The organism is Pseudomonas sp. 1 R 17, from assembly GCF_900067035.1.
Classification (GTDB): domain Bacteria; phylum Pseudomonadota; class Gammaproteobacteria; order Pseudomonadales; family Pseudomonadaceae; genus Aquipseudomonas; species Aquipseudomonas marginalis.
Genome location: NZ_FKLB01000029.1, coordinates 45,578 through 63,880, shown reverse-complemented (window position 1 = coordinate 63,880; position 18,303 = coordinate 45,578). Strand labels below are relative to the sequence as shown.

The window sequence follows — 18,303 nt, the reverse complement described above, 5'->3', positions numbered from 1 at the left end:
ACCGCCCTCTCGCCCTGGAGCCTGCTCGAACTGGTCAGCGGCCTGGTGCTGCTGATCCTCGGCGCCGAGATCCTGGTGCGCGCCGCCGTGCGCCTGGCCGCCAGCCTCAAGGTGCGGCCGCTGATCATCGGTCTTACGGTCGTCGCCTTCGGCAGCAGCGCGCCCCAGATGACCGTCAGCCTGCAGGCCACCCTGGCCGGCAATACCGACATTGCCGTGGGCAGCGTGATCGGCAGCAGCATCTTCAACATCCTCGTGACCCTGGGCCTGTCGGCGCTGATCATCCCCCTGCGCGTCTCGCGGCAGCTGGTGCGCCTGGATATTCCGGTGATGATCCTCGCCGGACTGCTGGTGTTTACCCTGGCGGCCAATGAAGAACTGACGCCGGTCGATGGCCTGCTGCTGCTGATTGCCCTGCTGGCCTACCTCGGCGTGCTGCATTACCAGACCCGCCATTCGCGCCGCCCGCGCACCCTGGATACCGTCGCCCGGGCGCCCTGGCTGAGCAGTGTGCTGCAGATGCTCGGCGGGTTGTTGATCCTCGTGCTGGCCGGGCACTTGCTGCTCGGCGCGGCGGTGGATGTGGCGGCTGACCTGGGCCTGTCGGAGCGCATCATCGGCCTTACGCTGATCGGCGTCGGCACGTCACTGCCCTGCCTGGCCACCTCACTGATTGCCGCCCTGCGCGGCCAGCGGGAAATTGCCGTGGGCAACGTGATCGGCAGCAACCTGTTCAACCTGCTGGGCGTATTGGGGCTGACCGCGTTGCTCGCGCCTTCGCCGCTGTCGGTGTCGCCCAACGCCCTGGACTTTGACCTGCCGGTGATGCTCGGCGTGGTGGTGCTGTGCCTGCCGGTGTTTTATACCGGCTACCGCGTCACCCGCGCCGAAGGCCTGGTACTGCTGGGCCTGTACCTGGCGTATGGGCTGCACGTGATGTCGTTCACCACCGGCATGCCCCTGGCCAACAAGCTTGAACAACTGATGCTGTATTACGTCCTGCCAGTGCTGGTGGCTTTCCTGTTGTTCAGCACGCTGCGAGCCTGGCGCCGCCAACACAAGAGGGAATCGCAATGACCGATCAGAAAAAGCCCGGGGTTGAAATGCGTCGCCAGGTGATGGGCGATGTGTTCGTCGACCGCGCCCTGGGCAACGCCACCGAATTCACCCAGCCGCTGCAGGACTTCGTCAACGAACATGCCTGGGGCAGCGTGTGGACCCGCGAAGGCTTGCCACTGAAGACGCGCAGCCTGATCACCCTGGCCGCCCTCACCGCACTCAAGTGCCCCCAGGAGCTCAAGGGCCACGTGCGTGGCGCGTTGAACAACGGCTGTACTGTGGAGGAAATTCGCGAAGCGCTGCTGCATTGCGCGGTGTATGCCGGCGTACCGGCGGCGATTGATGCGTTTCGGGCGGCGCAGGAAGTCATCGACACCTATCAGAAAGAAGGCTAGATCCAGCCACCCGCCTGCAACACGAAAATCCCGATATTCGTGGTCACTGCCGCCATCAGCGTGGTGATCACGATAATCGCCGCCGCCAGTTCATGATTGCCCTCGGCCGCCCTGGCCATCACGAAGCTCGCCGCGGCGGTCGGCGCACCGAAGTACAGGAACAGGATCCCCAACTCCGGCCCGCGAAAGCCCAGCAGCCACGCGCCCAGGGTCGCGACCACCGGCAGCCAGACCATCTTCATCAAGCTCGCGCTCAGCGCCATATTGCCGCTCTTGCGCAGCGCCGCCAGGGACAGGGTGCCGCCAATGCAGATCAATGCCAGCGGCAAGGTGGTGTCCGCCAGGTACTGCATGGATTTTTCCAGCCAGCCCGGCAGGCCAATCTGAAAATACGCGAACGGCGCCGCCACGATCACGCTGATGATCAGCGGATTGGCTACCACACTTTTGCAGATGCTCCACGGGTCGGACTTGATCACCGGGCTGTACACCGCCAGCACAATGGTCGACAGGGTGTTGTAGAACAGGATCACCAGCGCCGCGAGGATCGCGCCGAGGGAAATGCCGTAGTCGCCGTACATGCTGGCCGCCAGGGCCAGGCCGATCACTCCGTTATTGCCGCGAAACGCGCCCTGGGTGTAGATGCCTCGGTCTTCACGCTTGCAGCGAAAAATCGCCCAGCCCCAGGCCAGGGCAAAGCTCAGCAGCGTGGCGACGGCAAAATAGATCAGCAACCCCGGCTTGAGCGCCGAGTGCAGGTCGGCGTGGAGGATGCCGAGGAACAGCAGCGCCGGCATGGTGACGTTGAACACCAGGGACGAAGCCGTGTGGATAAAGTTGTCGTTGATCCAGTTGATGCGCTTGAGCAGCACACCCAGGAACAGCATGGCGAATACCGGCGCAGTGATGGTGAGGGTGGTGAGGAAAATAGCCAGCATGCCGGGGAGAACCTTGGTGAGCGTCGTCAGGTGGCTAATGATAAGCCACTACAACCCGGTTAGTCTGGTCCAGATCCCTGTAGTGAGCGGGCTTGCCCCGCGCTGGGTGGCGAAGCCGCCCCATCTCAGGCACTGAGTTCCTTCAGTTAGAGTTGAAAGTCCTGAGTTTAGGGCGGCTTCGCCACCCAGCGCGGGGCAAGCCCGCTCACCACAATCAGGTAATCGGCGCCGGGTTGAACAAGGTGATGTCGTTATGCAGCTTGTGATGTTCCGCCCAGGTCTGCTTCTTACCGCTGGCCACGTCCAGGTAGAAGTGGAACAACTCCCAGCCCAACTCCTCGATGGTCGCGCGCCCGGTGGCAATGCGCCCGGCGTCGATATCGATGAGGTCCGGCCAGCGCTGCGCCAGCTCCGTACGCGTCGAGACCTTCACCACCGGGGCCATCGCCAGCCCGTAAGGGGTACCACGCCCGGTGGTGAACACATGCAGGTTCATCCCCGCCGCCAGTTGCAGGGTGCCGCAGACAAAATCACTGGCCGGTGTCGCGCAGAAGATCAGGCCCTTGCTCTTGAAGCGCTCGCCCGGGCCCAGCACGCCGTTGATCGCGCTGCTGCCGGACTTGACGATGGAGCCCAGGGACTTCTCGACAATGTTCGACAGCCCGCCCTTCTTGTTTCCTGGCGTGGTGTTGGCACTGCGATCCGCTTCACCCTTGGCCAGGTAACGGTCGTACCAGTCCATTTCCCTGACCAACTCTTCGGCAACTTCCTTCGTCTCTGCGCGCGAAGTCAGCAGGTAAATGGCATCCCGCACTTCGGTGACTTCGGAAAACATCACCGTCGCCCCGGCCCGCAGCAACAAATCCGAGGCATAGCCCAGCGCCGGGTTGGCGGTGATGCCGGAAAACGCATCACTGCCGCCGCACTGCATGCCCAGGATCAACTCGGACGCCGGCACGGTTTCCCGGCGACGCTGGTCGAGCTTCTTCAGGCGCACTTCGGCCAAGTCCATGATCTGCTCGATCATCTCGGTAAAGCCATGGCTGGAATCCTGCAACCGATACAGCCACGGCTCGCTGAGGTCGACGGAGCTGTCGTTGTCGTGCATCACCTGCCCGGCCTGCAATTTCTCGCAGCCCAGGCTGATCACCAGGGCTTCGCCGCCCAGGTTCGGGTTGCGCGCCAGGTTACGCACGGTACGGATCGGGATGTAGGCATCCGTCGCGGTGATCGCTACCCCGCAGCCGTAGCTGTGGGTCAGCGCCACCACGTCATCGACGTGAGGGTACTTGGGCAGCAATTCGTCCTTGATGCGCTTGACCGCATGGTCCAGCACGCCCGTCACACACTGCACCGTGGTGGTGATGCCGAGGATATTGCGCGTGCCCACGGTACCGTCGGCGTTGCGATAGCCCTCGAAGGTAAACCCCTCCAACGGTGCCTGGGCTTCAGGCACCTCGGTGGACAGCGGCAAGCTGTCCAGCGGTGGCGCGGTGGGCATGCGCAGTTGATCTTCCTGGACCCAACTGCCGCGCGGAATCGGCGCCAGGGCGTAACCGATGGTCTGTCCGTAGCGAATAATCTGACCGCCTTCGGGGATGTCTTCCAGAGTCACTTTGTGGCTCTGGGGGATGAAATCCACGGTCACCAGGCCGTCCGGGAACTCGGTCCCGGCCGGTACGCCCTGGTCGTTGACCACGATCACTACGTTGTCGCGCTCGTGCAGGCGGATGGAGCGCGGCGAGTCGGCATGTTCAATCAACTGCATCACGGGGCCTCTCAGGAATGCGCTTCGGTTAGGTTGGTCAACTCAGGCCCCTTGCTTGGCGGCTCTTTGAGTACTACACGCTTGATCGGGCCGACGATGACCAGATAGCTGAACACCGCCACCAGCGCGTTGGCGCCGACAAACACCAGGGCCCACTTGAACGAGCCGGTGGTGCTGATGATGTAGCCGATGACAATCGGCGTGGTGATCGACGCGAGGTTACCGAAGGTGTTGAACAAGCCGCCACTGAGACCGGCGATTTGTTTCGGCGAGGTGTCGGACACGACCGCCCAACCCAGTGCGCCGACGCCCTTGCCGAAGAAGGCCAAGGCCATGAAGCCCACCACCATCCATTCAACGTCTACATAGTTGCACGCGATGATGCTGCTGGAGACCAGCAGACCGGCAATGATCGGCGCCTTGCGGGCGAACGTCAGCGAATGGCCTTTGCGCAGCAGGTAGTCGGAAATCACCCCGCCCAGCACGCCACCGATAAACCCGCAGATCGCCGGCAACGAGGCGATGAAACCGGCCTTGAGGATGGTCATGCCGCGATCCTGCACCAGGTACACCGGGAACCAGGTCAGGAAGAAGTAGGTGATGCCGTTGATGCAGTACTGGCCCAGGTACACGCCAAGCATCATGCGGTTGGTCAGCAACTGACGGATGTAATCCCACTTCGGACCGTCGGTTTTCTTACCCTTGCCCTTGTCCTGATCCATATCGACCATCGCGCCATTGGCGGCGATGTGATTGAGCTCGGCTTCGTTGATCATCGGGTGCTGGCGCGGGCTGTGGATAACTTTCAGCCAGATCAGCGAGAACACGATGCCGATCACGCCCATCACGATAAACACGTGCTGCCAGCCGAAGCGGTAGACGATCCAGCCCATCAGCGGCGCGAACAACACCGTGGCGAAGTACTGCGCCGAATTGAAGATCGCCGAGGCCGTACCGCGCTCGGCGGTCGGGAACCAGGCGGCAACAATGCGCGCGTTGCCCGGGAAGGACGGCGCCTCGGCCAGGCCCACCATGAAGCGCAGCATGAACAGCGCAACCACTGCGGTGGAGACACCGAACTCACCGACATAGCCTTGCAGCACGGTGAACAGTGACCAGGTGAAGATGCTCAGGGCATAGACTTTTTTCGAGCCGAATCGGTCCAGCAGCCAGCCGCCGGGGATTTGCCCGGCCACGTAGGCCCAACCGAATGCGGAGAAGATATAACCGAGGGTGACCGCGTCGATGCCGAGGTCTTTTTGCAGGCTGGAGCCCGCGATTGCAATGGTGGCCCGGTCGGCATAGTTGATCGTGGTCACCAGGAACAGCATGAGCAGGATCAAATAGCGGACATGGGTCGGCTTGGTCGCTTGCATGTAGAAGTACTCCCACTAATTATTTTTTTTGCGGGTAATGGTTTTCTGTTTTTTGTCGTGGGGACCGGCAGGCCTCCGGCCCCCACTGGGTGTTGCGTATTACGAACCGATGTAGCTGGTTTTCACCACGGTGTAGAACTCCTGGGCATAGCGACCTTGCTCCCGCGAGCCATAGGACGAGCCTTTACGGCCACCGAATGGAACGTGGTAATCCACACCTGCGGTCGGCAGGTTGACCATCACCATCCCCGCCTGGGAGTGGCGCTTGAAGTGGTTGGCGTACTTCAACGACGTGGTGGCAATGCCCGCCGACAAACCGAACTCGGTGTCGTTGGCCATGGCCAGTGCCGCCTCGTAGTCCGCCACGCGCACGACGTTGGCGACTGGGCCGAAGATCTCTTCACGGCTGATACGCATGGCGGCTTCGCTGTCGGCAAACAGCGTTGGCGCCAGGTAGTAGCCTTCGGTGTCGCAGGTGACCAGGCCGCCACCGCTCACCAGTCGCGCGCCTTCGCTTTGGCCGATGTCGATGTACTTCATGTCCTGGTCCAGTTGAGCCTGGGAAACCACCGGGCCGATGTCGGTGCCGCTTTTCAGCGCGTGGCCGACCTTGATCGACTTCATGCGCTCGGCCATGGCCGCGACGAACTGGTCGTGGATACCGGCGGTGACGATCAGGCGGCTGGACGCCGTGCAACGCTGGCCGGTGGAGTAGAACGCGCTCTGTACCGACAACTCGACGGCCTGCTTGAGATCGGCGTCGTCGAGAATGATCTGCGGGTTCTTACCGCCCATTTCCAACTGCACTTTGGCTTGGCGCGATACGCAGCTGACAGCGATCTGGCGACCCACACCGACGGAGCCGGTGAAGCTGATGCCGTCGACTTTCGGGCTGTTGACCAGCACATCGCCCACCACACGGCCGCTGCCCATTACCAGGTTGAACACACCGGCAGGGAAACCGGCCCGGGAGATGATCTCCGCCAGGGCCCAGGCGCAGCCCGGTACCAGTTCAGCCGGCTTGATCACCACACAGTTGCCGTAGGCCAGGGCCGGGGCGATTTTCCAGGCGGGAATGGCGATCGGGAAGTTCCACGGGGTGATCAGGCCGACCACACCGAGGGCTTCACGGGTGACTTCCACGTTGACGCCCGGGCGTACCGACGGCACGTAGTCGCCGGACAACCGCAGGCATTCACCGGCGAAGAACTTGAAGATGTTACCGGCGCGGGTCACTTCGCCGATGGCTTCCGGCAGGGTCTTGCCTTCTTCACGGGCCAACAGGGTGCCGAGTTCTTCGCGACGGGCGAGGATTTCGCTGCCGACTTTATCCAGGGCATCGTGGCGAGCCTGGATCCCGGAAGTGGACCAGGCCGGGAATGCGGCACGGGCGGCGTCGATGGCGGCGTTGACCTGGGTGACGTCGGCCTTGGCGTATTCACCAATGACATCGGACAACTCCGACGGGTTGAGGTTGACGCAGTAGTCGGCGCCGGCAACCCATTCACCGTTGATGTAGTTCTCAAAACGCTTTACTTGGGACACGAATCTTCTCCTGACGCAAAAGGCCGCTGATTGCTCAGCGGCCTTGTGGATAATTTATTGCGGACCTTGCTTGTCGATCAGCGCGGCCAGGGCTTCGTATTCTTCCGGCAGCAGATCGGTCAGCGGCGTGCGCACAGGGCCTGCGTCATAGCCGACGATTTTTGCACCCGCCTTGACGATGCTCACGGCATAACCGGCCTTGCGGTTACGGATGTCCAGGTACGGCAGGAAGAAGTCGTCGATGATCTTGGCGACGGTGGCGTGATCGTCCTTGGCAATGGCGTGGTAGAAATCCATCGCGGTTTTCGGGATGAAGTTGAACACCGCCGAGGAGTACACCGGTACGCCCAGGGCCTTGTAGGCAGCGGCGTAGACCTCTGCGGTCGGCAGGCCGCCGAGGTAGCTGAAACGATCGCCCAGACGGCGGCGGATCGACACCATCAACTCGATGTCACCCAGGCCATCCTTGTAGCCGATCAGGTTCGGGCAGCGCTCGGCCAGACGTTCCAGCAGCGGAGCGGTCAGGCGGCACACGTTGCGGTTGTAGACCACCACACCGATCTTGACCGATTTGCACACCGCTTCAACGTGGGCGGCAACGCCATCCTGGCTGGCTTCGGTGAGGTAGTGCGGCAGCAGCAGCAGGCCTTTGGCGCCCAGGCGCTCGGCTTCTTGCGCGTACTCGATGGCCTGGCGGGTCGAACCACCGACACCGGCGAGGATCGGCACGCTGGTAGCGCAGGTATCAACGGCGGTCTTGATCACTTGGGAATATTCGCTGGCGGCGAGGGAGAAAAACTCACCTGTGCCGCCCGCTGCGAACAAAGCAGTGGCGCCGTAGGGGGCCAGCCATTCCAGGCGCTTGATGTAGCCCGCCTGGTGGAAGTCACCCTGGGCGTTGAAATCGGTCACCGGGAAAGACAGCAGACCGTGGGAGAGGATGGACTTCAGTTCTTGTGGATTCATTATTCGAACACCCTGGGCGAAGACTTTCTATTGAAAGGTTGTTGGTTTTGTTGATGTCGTACGTCATCGTACAACTATAAATAATTTCGTCAACTGCAATTCATCGGCGTTGTGCACTTGAGGGAGTTGAAAGGCTTGGGCAGCGGTGTTCTTGACGTAGGAAATTATTCCTCTATGCTCGGCATGACTGTATATACATACAGTCATCAAGGAAGATTCCTACGACATAGCAAGGAGCTAACATGTCAGGCCCTGAACTTGCGGCACCCCAAAAAAAACCGCCTACCCTGCGCTTCGAAGGCGGTGAACACACCGCCATCGGCGACGATACGTTGTTGCGCTTCAGCAAGGACGCCCCGGCAATCCCCGCGCGGCAAGTCGAACTGCACCTGCCCAACGGGCTGGCACTGACCTACGGCCAAGTGATCGCCCTGGGCGGTGACTTTTATGGCATCCCCGGCCAGCCTATCAACGAGGGCACCTCACCTGCCGATCGTGTGCAACGCTTCAGCGCCGCGTTCAACTCACTGGCCGTGCTGCCAGCCGCGCGGGACGAAGCGCCGAAGATCCTGGCGGTGATGCAAAAAGAGATCAACGCGGTCAACCAGGCGATCAAGGATGGCAAGCAAGCCCATGAAGCCTATGATGCCCTGGCTGATACATTGTCCGAGGAATGGAACCGCATCACCGGTGGCGGCAGCGCGGTGTCGGCATTGATCCCACTTGGACGCTACCTGAAGCTGGCGGCGGACAACGCCGACCACTTCGGCGAATGGGCGATGGCGGCCTACCTGGCGGGGCATACAGCCGCCTTGCAACAGGCTGTAGTGGCCCACCAGACCGGTACCGATCAGGCATTGGAACTGGCCTACGCCATGAACGGCTTTGCCGATCACTTCTTGACCGATCTATTTTCTGCCGGCCACCTGCGCGTGCCGCGCAAACAGCTGGCGGCGGTCGTCACTCCGGGCGAACTGGGCTCGCTGATCAGCCGCTTCATGCACGATGAAGACAGCAAGTTCGGGCTCAAGGTGCGCAATGCCATGGGTGACGAGTGGCATGCCTATGGCGACAAACGCTATTTCGACAGTATCGACGCAGCCAATCGGGCACAGGTCAAACGCGCCGTTCAGGCATCCGCTGATGAGATCTTCGAAACCTTCATCAGTGGCGTTGCGCCCTCCCCGGCCAACTTCAAGGCACCGCTGTATGTGCCGGATCTGAATGCCGCGCAGAACCCGGCGAATAACTTTTCGCCGCTGTTCAAGATGGAGGGAGACAAGGTGCTGCGTCGCAAGGACGTGAATGACCTCAACGACAAGCACTGGACCAATGATTGGTGGGGGTGGAGTACGTATTTGTTGCTCAAGGATTACAAGCCGAATACGCCGGCTTGAGCGGTACCGCCTGTCGATACTGTGAGTTCTAACAGTTATGTACCGTTCATCAAGGGCGGATAACACACCTCAGGGGGCTTAGAAATTGGCTCCTGAGGCGATTTGTTGCAGCACTCCTGATGCCTGAAGCGTCAGGCCACCGCACCATAGGCCGACAAGGGAACGGCCCCCAGGAAAATCAATGCGACTGAATATCAAGGACCCTAACGTTGCGCCAGCTCCGGTCTGTGCTTGATTTTTGCTTCTTTTACTAAGGTTGATGAGAGAGGTGCGTCATGAAAACCACTGATGAAATTTTCGGCCTACTGGCCTCCAGTTTCGAAGCCCATCGGGACAATAAAGATCAAGACTTTGATCCCGATATGCCTTTGGCCGAGCTGATTGCTGACGAGAACGAAAGGCGTCGTGTGATTGACACGTCCGTGAAGGCGCTTCAGTTGAACCTTCCTGATGACGTGGCGAAGAAAGCGACACTGGACTCGTTAGCGTCCTACATCCAATCAATGCAAACGTCATAGAAAACGCTGAACGGCACATAAGCCACCTGCTGACGATCAGCCTGCCCTTTCAGCCTCTTCATGAGCATGGCGCAGCCGCTCACGGCTATTGGTCAGGTGCAAGCGCATCGCCGCCCTCGCCGCATCCGAATCCTGGCGGGCAATCGCCTCATAAATTTCTTCGTGTTCGCGGCTCAGGCGCCCCATGTAGTGCTGGTGGTCATCATGGGCCAGGCGTGCCGAGTTCAGGCGCGTACGCGGGATGATGCTGGTGCCCAGGTGGGTCATGATGTCGGTGAAGTAGCGGTTGCCGGTGGACAACGCAATTTCCAGGTGGAATGCGAAGTCCGAGGCCACTGCATCACCGGCGTGCGCCGCGCTTTCATTCAGGGCATCGAGGGCCGCGCGCATGGCGGCCAGCTGTTCATCGCTACGGCGCAGTGCGGCCAGCCCGGCGGATTCCACTTCCAGGCTGATACGCAGTTCGAGAATCGCCAGCACGTCACGCAAAGTGACTACCGTAGCCGGGTCGATTCGAAAGCCGCTCGGGCTCGGCGTGTCGAGCACAAAGGTGCCGATACCATGACGGGTTTCCACCTGCCCCGCCGCCTGCAAGCGGGAGATGGCTTCGCGGACCACGGTGCGGCTGACGCCATGGGCGTCCATGATCGCCGATTCGGTGGGCAGCTTGTCGCCACGCTTGAGTTGGCCGTCGCGGATCTGCTCGGACAACACCGTGACCAATTCCTGGGCAAGGCTGCGGCGCTTGCGGGGAAGACGAGGGGCGGTGCTGGCGTTTTCCATTTGGAGTCATCTATCTCGGTTGGGTAAAGAGGCATCATAGCCCATGGTGGTTGTACGATCACCGTTCAGTCGCGACTTTCACTCATATCCTGCGTGCAAAAAAATGCCTCGATACGGATCGAGGCATTTTTCCAGCGCACCCGAAGGCGAACGCCGCTTACTTCACCACTTTCAGACTCGGCCGACCGCTTGGACGCGGTGGCTCGCTATCCGGTGGCGGCACATCATCGCCGTCTTCCTCTTCAATCACTTCGTCGTCCTCGAAAGGCGACTCCAGATCGAACACCATGCCTTGGCCGTTCTCCCGGGCATAGATGCCGAGGATAGCGCCAATCGGCACGTACAGCGTGTGCGGCACACCGCCGAAACGCCCTTCGAAGCTGACCGCTTCATTGTCCATGTGCAGGTGGCGCACGGCACTGGGTGATACGTTCAACACAATCTGCCCGTCACTGGCAAACCCCTGCGGTACCTGAACCGCAGGAAACTCGGAATTGACCAGCATGTGCGGGGTGCAATCGTTATCCACAATCCACTCATAGAGCGCGCGGACCAGGTAAGGTCGACTGGAGTTCATCAACGGCTCCTTAAGCCTTAGCGCATATCGCGTTCGACACCAGACAGACTTGCCTGGAAAGCCTCACGCGCAAACTGGCGCTCCATGTAATCAAGCAACGGCTTGGCCGGCCGTGGCAGTTCAATGCCCAGAATCGGCAAGCGCCAGAGTATGGGTAATAGGCAGCAATCCACCAAGCTTTGTTCCTCACTGAGGAAAAAAGGTTTATCAGCGAACAACGGCGAAACACCGGTCAGGCTCTCGCGCAATTCCTTGCGCGCCTGCACCCGAGCGGCTTCTTTGCTGCGGGTATCCAGGATCAAATCCACCAGCCCGCACCAATCTCGCTGGATCCGATGGATCAGCAGGCGGCTGTTGGCACGGGCCACCGGATACACCGGCAGCAAAGGCGGATGCGGGTAACGCTCATCCAGATATTCCATCACCACGGTTGACTCCCACAACGCCAGGTCACGATCGACCAGGGTGGGCAAGCTGCCGTAAGGGTTCACTTCGATCAGTTTCGGCGGATGACGACCCACCTCCACACTGATGATCTCGGCGCTGACACCCTTCTCTGCGAGTACGATGCGTACTCGGTGGGAATAGTGGTCGGCGGGGTCGGAGTAACAGGCCAACCGATTGGTCACGCCCATGGCGGTCCTCCTCGCTTGTTGAAATTATGGAAAGCTCAAAAACGAGCGCGCCCAGAAAGCATCTCTGCAGCCTCTGGAAAGTCCAGGTCGCTACGGGTTAGAGATGCCGCTGGGCGCGCAAGATTAACAGCAATTGCTTACGGTTGGATCAATGCACATCCTTCCAGTATTCGCGTTTAAGCAGATAAGCGAATACGAAGAAGAAAGCCAGGTACAGCAAGACATACGTCCCGATGCGCTGGTGTTGCAGTTTGACGGGGTTGGCCGAATAGGCCAAGAAGGTCACAAGATTCTTGACCTTCTCGTCAAACTGCTCGTCAGTCAACGAACCAGGGGTTTCTATCTTCAGTTGATCGCACGCTTCATGAGTCAAAGGCGTCCCGGTCAACGGATCATATTGCTTCTTGCCGTCTTCGACGACCTGAACCTGCTTGCATCCTACCACTTGCTTGCCTTGCAGGCCGACCAGAACGTTAGGCATGCCGACGTTCGGGAACACACGGTTGTTCACGCCATAAGGGCGCGCCGGGTCCTCGTAGAAGGATTTCAGGTAGCCGTAGAGCCAGTCGGTGCCGCGTACACGTGCCACCAGCGTCAAGTCAGGCGGCGCTGCGCCGAACCAGGTCTTGGCGTCGGCAGGCTTCATGCCGATATTCATGTGGTCGCCGATCTTGGCACCGGTGAACACCAGCTTCTCCAGCATCATTTCATGGGGGATACCGAGGTCATCGGCCACCCGCTCGTAACGCTGGAACTTGGCGCTGTGGCAGCCCATGCAGTAGTTGGCGAACGTACGCGCGCCGTCTTGCATAGCCGCCTTGTCAGACACGTCGATATCGACTTTTTCCAGTTCCGGGCCGCCGTGTTCGGCAGCGAAGGACAGTAGCGGCAGCGCCGCAAGCATCAATGCAACGAATAATTTTTTCATCAGCCAGTCACCCTTTCCGGAACCGGTTTGGTCTTCTCGAGCCGGGTGTAGAACGGCATCAGAATGAAGTAGGCGAAGTACAGGAAGGTGCAGACCTGCGACAGCAGCGTACGCTCAGGGGTCGGCGCCAATACGCCCAACACGCCCAGAATCACGAATGCTATGCAGAACACCCACAGCCAGATTTTGCTCAGCCAGCCTTTGTAGCGCATGGACTTGACCGGGCTTCGGTCGAGCCACGGCAACACGAACAGCACCGCAATGGCCGCGCCCATGGCGATGACGCCCATGAGTTTGTCGGGGATCGCCCGCAAGATCGCGTAGAACGGCGTGAAGTACCAGACCGGGGCAATGTGCTCAGGTGTCTTGAAGGCGTTCGCCTGTTCGAAGTTCGGCTTCTCGAGGAAATAACCACCCATCTCCGGGAAAAAGAACACGATCGAGCAGAACACGAAGAGGAACACGACCACGCCGACAATGTCTTTCACGGTGTAGTACGGGTGGAACGGGATGCCATCCAGCGGGATGCCGTTCTCGTCCTTGTGCTTCTTGATGTCAACGCCGTCCGGGTTGTTGGAACCCACTTCGTGCAGCGCCAGGATGTGCAGCACCACCAGGCCCAGGATCACAATCGGCAGCGCCACGACGTGCAGGGCGAAGAAGCGGTTCAGGGTGATACCGGAGATCAGGTAGTCACCACGGATCCACTGGGTCAGGTCGTTGCCGATGACCGGAATGGCACCGAACAGCGAGATGATCACCTGGGCGCCCCAGTACGACATCTGGCCCCATGGCAGCAGGTAGCCCATGAAGGCTTCCGCCATCAGCGCCAGGTAGATCAGCATGCCGAACACCCACACCAGCTCGCGGGGCTTCTGGTACGAACCGTAGAGCAAGCCACGGAACATGTGCAGGTAGACCACGATAAAGAACGCTGAAGCGCCGGTGGAGTGCAGCAGGCGCAGGATCGAGCCGTACTCGACGTCACGCATGATGTATTCGACGGAAGCAAACGCCTCCTCCGCCGACGGGGTGTAGCTCATCGTCAGCCAGACACCGGTGACGATCTGGTTGACCAGCACCAGCAGTGCCAGGGAGCCAAAGAAGTAGAAGAAGTTGAAGTTCTTCGGGGCGTAATACTTGCTGAGATGGTCTTCCCACATTTTAGTAGCGGGGAAGCGTGCATCGACCCAATCCATGAACTTGCTCATCACGCGTTCTCCTTATCGAGGCCAATGACAATGAGGTCGTCAGTTTCGTAGGTATGCGGAGGCACGGGCAGGTTCAAGGGAGCGGGCTGGGACTTGTAGACGCGACCCGCCAGATCGTAGTGGGAGCCGTGGCAGGGGCAGAAATAACCACCGACCCAGTCTTTACCCAGATCGACTGGGGCAACTTCCGGGCGGAAGGTGGGTGAGCATCCCAAGTGGGTACACAGGCCGACCAGCAGCAGAATCTCTGGCTTGATCGAACGTGCTTCGTTTTTGGCGTAGGCGGGTTGGTCGGATTTCTCAGATTTGGGGTCAGACAGCTGGCCTTCGATCTTTTTCAGATTTCCCAGGATTTCCTCCGTACGACGAACAATGAATACCGGCTGGCCGCGCCACTCAGCAATCATCTGCTGGCCTGGTTCGATCTTGCTGATATTCACCTTCACCGGTGCACCTGCGGCTTTCGCCTTGGCACTGGGAAACCATGACCCCACGAACGGGACCGCAGCCCCCACCGCTCCTGCAGCACCCACCACGGATGTGGCTGCTACCAAGAAGCGACGCCGGCCTGCATTCACGCCGTCATTGCTCATTCAGTCCTCTCCCATCAGCTTTTTGGCCTGTTAAATCAGGCGTCTACTAAGTATTAAATCTGAACTTATAAAAATTTTGCCGAATGGTAATGAAAAGCCCCACGTCTGACAAGGGAATTGCCCGGGGCTCCGCCTCCAGGCCTTGTAGTATAGGGGGTCTACGGATGTGGCAAGTTGTCACGGTGAAAAATGTGCATAAATCGCAGGCAATAAAAAACGCCCAGCTCCGTAAGGAGGCTGGGCGTTTTTGTGGAACGTAAAGCGAATTAACGCTTCGAGTACTGCGGACGCTTACGCGCTTTACGCAGACCGACTTTCTTACGTTCAACTTCACGGGCATCACGAGTCACGAAGCCAGCTTTGCGCAGAGCGCCACGCAGGGTTTCGTCGTACTGCATCAGAGCGCGAGTGATACCGTGGCGGATTGCGCCAGCTTGACCACTTACACCGCCACCGATAACGGTGACGTAGATGTCGAACTTTTCAACAGTCTCGGTCAATTCCAGCGGCTGACGAACTACCATGCGGGCAGTTTCGCGACCGAAGAAGTTGTCCAGAGTGCGGTTGTTGATCGAGATGTTACCAGTGCCCGGACGCAGGAAAACGCGTGCGGTTGCGGTTTTGCGACGGCCAGTGCCGTAATTTTGAGTCGCCGACATAATGAACTATTCCGTTAAAACTTCAGTTCTTGGGGCTGCTGAGCAGCATGAGGGTGTACAGCGCCCGCATAGACTTTCAGCTTGCGAAACATATCGCGACCCAGTGGGCCCTTCGGCAGCATGCCTTTGACCGCGATTTCGATCGGGGCTTCAGGCTTCTTGGAGATCAGGCCTTCAAAGTTGGAAGACTTGATACCGCCTGGGAAACCGGAGTGACGGTAGTACATTTTGTCTTGCGCTTTGTTGCCGGTAACACGTACCTGCTCAGCGTTGATGATCACGATGTAGTCACCGGTGTCAACGTGAGGGGTGTACTCAGGCTTGTGCTTGCCACGCAGACGGCTGGCGACTTCAGTGGCCAGACGACCCAGGGTCTGACCAGCGGCGTCGACGACAAACCAGTCGCGCTGAACTGTTTCCGGTTTTGCAGTAAAAGTTGTCATTCTTTAATAGCCTCAGGGGCCGCCCTGTAAATTAGACGGCGGATCTTACTGAATAGTGCTTACTTTGACAAGTCAAAGGCAGCCGGATACAGACGCTATCGGGGGCTCGGGTCGGCGCGTCCGTTCAACGGCAAGATTCTTCGGCAGGCGGCGCATCACTTCCACTGCAGAAAGAGGTGGGCAATTATGCAGATTGCGAAAAAAAATTCAACCTGCTTTTATGATTGTTTTCCCTGAAGGAGTACCCGATGGATTATCGACAGCTGGGCCGTACGGATCTGAACGTGAGCGCGATAGCCCTGGGCACCATGACGTGGGGCGAGCAGAACAGCGAGGCAGAGGCCTTCGCGCAGATCGAACGGGCCAAGGCGGCGGGGATCAACTTCCTCGATACCGCGGAAATGTACCCGGTGCCGCCCAAGGCCGACACCTATGCCACCACCGAACGCTATATCGGCAATTACTTCAAAAGCCGCGGCGACCGCGGCGACTGGATCCTCGCCAGCAAGATCGCCGGCCCCGGCAACACTATCGACTACATCCGCGATGGCCACCTGCGCCACAACCGCAAGCACATCGTCGAGGCACTGGACGCCAGTCTCAAGCGCCTGCAAACCGACTGGATCGACCTCTACCAGTTGCACTGGCCGGAGCGCAGCACCAACTTCTTCGGCCAACTGAGCTACAAGCACAAGGACGAAGACGACCTCACCCCGCTGGAGGAAACCCTCGAAGCCCTGGACGAGCAGGTCAAGGCCGGTAAGATCCGCCATATCGGCCTGTCCAATGAAACCCCGTGGGGCACCATGAAATTCCTGGCCCTGGCCGAAGCCCGTGGCTGGACCCGCGCGGTATCGATCCAGAACCCCTACAACCTGCTCAACCGCAGCTTTGAAGTGGGCTTGGCCGAAGTGGCCATCCGTGAGCAATGCGGCCTGCTGGCTTACTCGCCCCTGGCGTTCGGCATGCTCAGTGGCAAGTACGAAGGTGGCGCACGCCCGGCCAAGGCGCGCCTGACCGAGTACAGCCGCTTCAGCCGCTACTTCAACCCGCAGTCGGAGGCGGCGTGCAGCCGTTATGTGGCACTGGCGCGGGAGCATGGCCTGGATCCGGCGCAGATGGCATTGGCGTTTGTGACACAACAGCCGTTCGTGACCAGCAACATTATTGGCGCCACGAACCTGGAGCAACTGGACAGCAACATCGCCAGTGCTGATCTGAAGCTGTCGAAGGAAGTACTGGAAGGGATTGAGGCGATTCAGAAGGATCATCCGAATCCTGCGCCTTGATTGATCTGTAGAGCGCTATCGGGGGCCTGCCCCCGATGACGCATTCAAGACCAGCAAAAATCAAAGCGCCCGCGCAATGATCTCCTTCATGATCTCGTTGGTCCCCGCATAAATCCGCTGCACCCGCGCATCCGCCCACGCCCGCGCAATCGGGTATTCCCACATGAAGCCGTAGCCGCCGTGCAACTGCACGCACTCATCCAGCACCTTGCATTGCAGGTCCGTGGCCCAGTACTTGGCCATCGCGGCAGTGGGCACATCCAGCTTGCCTTCCAGGTGCAGCGCCATGCATTTGTCGACGAATACGCGGCCGATCTGAATCTCCGTGGCCATCTCCGCCAGCTTGAAACGGGTGTTCTGGAAGTCGGCAATCGCCTTGCCGAACGCCTTGCGCTCACGGGTGTATTCCAGGGTCCACTGCAACGCCGCCTCGGCAGACGACAGCGCGCCAATCGCGACAGTCAGACGCTCCTGGGGCAATTCCTGCATCAAGTAGGCGAAGCCCATGCCGGCCTGGCCCAGCAGGTTTTCCTTGGGCACCCGCACGTCCTGGAAGAACAGCTCCGAGGTGTCCTGGGCCTTCATGCCGACCTTCTCCAGGCGCTTGCCCTTGGCGAAGCCGGGCGTATCGGACTCCACCAGAAACAGGCTGGTGCCCTTGGCACCGGCCTTGGGATCGGTCTTGGCGACCACGATCACCAGCTCAGCCAAGTACCCGTTGGTGATAAAGGTCTTGGAGCCATTGATCACATACTCATCACCGTCCAGCACCGCGGTGGTCTTGACCCCTTGCAAGTCGGACCCGGCACCCGGCTCGGTCATGGCGATGGCCGTGACCATCTCACCAGAGATCAACTTGGGCAGGTACTTGTGCTTCAGCGCTTCACTGCCGTAATGCAGGATGTAGGGCGCGACAATGTCCGAATGCAGGGAAAAGCCGATGCCGGTCAGGCCCAGGCGACTGATCTCTTCGATCACTACTGCGCTGTAGAGAAAGTCCGCGCCCAGCCCGCCGTATTCCTCCGGCAGATGGGAACACAACATCCCCGCCTCCCCCGCCTTGCTCCACAGGTTACGGTCGATGTAGCCCTGCTTCTCCCATTGCCCGTGAAACGGTGCAGCGTCTTTTTCAAGAAAGGTGCGCACGCTCTGACGGAAGAGTTCGTGCTCCGGGCTGAACAAGGTTCTCGGAATCATGGGTCACCTGCGTGGATTGTCGGACA

The 18,303-nt window shown here is 59.8% G+C and carries 19 protein-coding genes; 5 read left to right on the top strand and 14 right to left on the bottom strand.

Translation table 11 applies throughout. The features are described from left to right. Positions 1-30 precede the first annotated feature (30 nt). Together BFP99_RS08920 and BFP99_RS08915 are read left to right on the top strand one after the other, a co-directional pair. Positions 31-1,077: a calcium/sodium antiporter gene (locus BFP99_RS08920; RefSeq protein ID WP_065924305.1), complete on the top strand. Its 1,047-nt coding sequence runs from the start codon at positions 31-33 to the stop codon at positions 1,075-1,077. Then, positions 1,074-1,454, top strand: a complete 381-nt coding sequence (locus BFP99_RS08915) for a carboxymuconolactone decarboxylase family protein (protein WP_065924306.1) — start codon at positions 1,074-1,076, stop codon at positions 1,452-1,454. Before BFP99_RS08920 ends, BFP99_RS08915 begins: the two co-directional genes overlap by 4 nt. Here the strand turns inward: BFP99_RS08915 and BFP99_RS08910 are convergent. From BFP99_RS08910 to kdgD, 5 genes are all read right to left on the bottom strand, one after another. Continuing rightward, positions 1,451-2,392, bottom strand: coding sequence for an AEC family transporter (locus BFP99_RS08910; protein ID WP_027604833.1), 942 nt, complete (start codon positions 2,390-2,392; stop codon positions 1,451-1,453). The genes BFP99_RS08915 and BFP99_RS08910 overlap by 4 nt on opposite strands. Positions 2,393-2,606: 214 nt before the next feature. Then, positions 2,607-4,160, bottom strand: coding sequence for a galactarate dehydratase (gene garD, locus BFP99_RS08905; RefSeq protein WP_065924307.1), 1,554 nt, complete (start codon positions 4,158-4,160; stop codon positions 2,607-2,609). 11 nt (positions 4,161-4,171) lie between these two features. Then, positions 4,172-5,536 (bottom strand): MFS transporter, encoded by a 1,365-nt coding sequence (locus BFP99_RS08900; protein WP_027604835.1) that lies wholly within the window; start codon positions 5,534-5,536, stop codon positions 4,172-4,174. Between the two features lie 99 nt (positions 5,537-5,635). Beyond that, a complete protein-coding gene (locus BFP99_RS08895) occupies positions 5,636-7,081 on the bottom strand; it encodes an aldehyde dehydrogenase family protein (RefSeq protein ID WP_027604836.1) in 1,446 nt (481 codons plus the stop codon). A 54-nt stretch (positions 7,082-7,135) separates the two neighbouring features. Further along, positions 7,136-8,047, bottom strand: coding sequence for a 5-dehydro-4-deoxyglucarate dehydratase (gene kdgD, locus BFP99_RS08890; RefSeq protein ID WP_027604837.1), 912 nt, complete (start codon positions 8,045-8,047; stop codon positions 7,136-7,138). A gap of 242 nt (positions 8,048-8,289) precedes the next feature. On the opposite strand from kdgD, the gene BFP99_RS08885 reads away from it, so the two are divergent. Both BFP99_RS08885 and BFP99_RS08880 read left to right on the top strand, forming a co-directional pair. Next, entirely contained in the window at positions 8,290-9,444 is a 1,155-nt protein-coding gene (locus tag BFP99_RS08885) for a phospholipase (protein WP_065947111.1), read from the top strand. Positions 9,445-9,719: 275 nt separating this feature from the next. Then, positions 9,720-9,962, top strand: coding sequence for a hypothetical protein (locus tag BFP99_RS08880; RefSeq protein ID WP_065924309.1), 243 nt, complete (start codon positions 9,720-9,722; stop codon positions 9,960-9,962). A 36-nt stretch (positions 9,963-9,998) separates the two neighbouring features. On the opposite strand, the gene BFP99_RS08875 is transcribed toward BFP99_RS08880, so the two are convergent. The 8 genes from BFP99_RS08875 to rplM all read right to left on the bottom strand — a co-directional run bounded on the left by BFP99_RS08875 (position 9,999) and on the right by rplM (position 15,791). Beyond that, a complete protein-coding gene (locus BFP99_RS08875; protein ID WP_027604839.1) occupies positions 9,999-10,745 on the bottom strand; it encodes a FadR/GntR family transcriptional regulator in 747 nt (248 codons plus the stop codon). Positions 10,746-10,902: 157 nt separating this feature from the next. Beyond that, complete coding sequence (locus BFP99_RS08870; protein ID WP_065924310.1) at positions 10,903-11,322, bottom strand: ClpXP protease specificity-enhancing factor; 420 nt, start codon at positions 11,320-11,322, stop codon at positions 10,903-10,905. 17 nt (positions 11,323-11,339) lie between these two features. Continuing rightward, complete coding sequence (locus tag BFP99_RS08865; RefSeq protein WP_027604841.1) at positions 11,340-11,957, bottom strand: glutathione S-transferase N-terminal domain-containing protein; 618 nt, start codon at positions 11,955-11,957, stop codon at positions 11,340-11,342. Positions 11,958-12,105: 148 nt separating this feature from the next. Then, complete coding sequence (locus BFP99_RS08860; RefSeq protein WP_027604842.1) at positions 12,106-12,885, bottom strand: cytochrome c1; 780 nt, start codon at positions 12,883-12,885, stop codon at positions 12,106-12,108. Continuing rightward, entirely contained in the window at positions 12,885-14,096 is a 1,212-nt protein-coding gene (locus BFP99_RS08855) for a cytochrome b (protein ID WP_003171746.1), read from the bottom strand. The genes BFP99_RS08860 and BFP99_RS08855 overlap by 1 nt, the downstream gene beginning before the upstream one ends. Continuing rightward, positions 14,096-14,689: a ubiquinol-cytochrome c reductase iron-sulfur subunit gene (gene petA, locus BFP99_RS08850; protein ID WP_027604843.1), complete on the bottom strand. Its 594-nt coding sequence runs from the start codon at positions 14,687-14,689 to the stop codon at positions 14,096-14,098. The genes BFP99_RS08855 and petA overlap by 1 nt, the downstream gene beginning before the upstream one ends. Before the next feature lie 266 nt (positions 14,690-14,955). Next, entirely contained in the window at positions 14,956-15,348 is a 393-nt protein-coding gene (gene rpsI / locus BFP99_RS08845) for a 30S ribosomal protein S9 (RefSeq protein WP_003171743.1), read from the bottom strand. A 14-nt stretch (positions 15,349-15,362) separates the two neighbouring features. Further along, positions 15,363-15,791, bottom strand: coding sequence for a 50S ribosomal protein L13 (gene rplM, locus BFP99_RS08840; RefSeq protein ID WP_003171742.1), 429 nt, complete (start codon positions 15,789-15,791; stop codon positions 15,363-15,365). Positions 15,792-16,039: 248 nt separating this feature from the next. On the opposite strand from rplM, the gene BFP99_RS08835 reads away from it, so the two are divergent. After that, positions 16,040-17,080 carry an NADP(H)-dependent aldo-keto reductase gene (locus BFP99_RS08835; RefSeq protein WP_065924311.1) on the top strand — a complete coding sequence of 347 codons (1,041 nt, stop codon included), beginning with the start codon at positions 16,040-16,042 and terminating at the stop codon, positions 17,078-17,080. A 60-nt stretch (positions 17,081-17,140) separates the two neighbouring features. Here the strand turns inward: BFP99_RS08835 and BFP99_RS08830 are convergent, their stop codons facing one another. Further along, positions 17,141-18,277 (bottom strand): acyl-CoA dehydrogenase family protein, encoded by a 1,137-nt coding sequence (locus BFP99_RS08830; protein WP_065924312.1) that lies wholly within the window; start codon positions 18,275-18,277, stop codon positions 17,141-17,143. Positions 18,278-18,303: the final 26 nt, after the last annotated feature.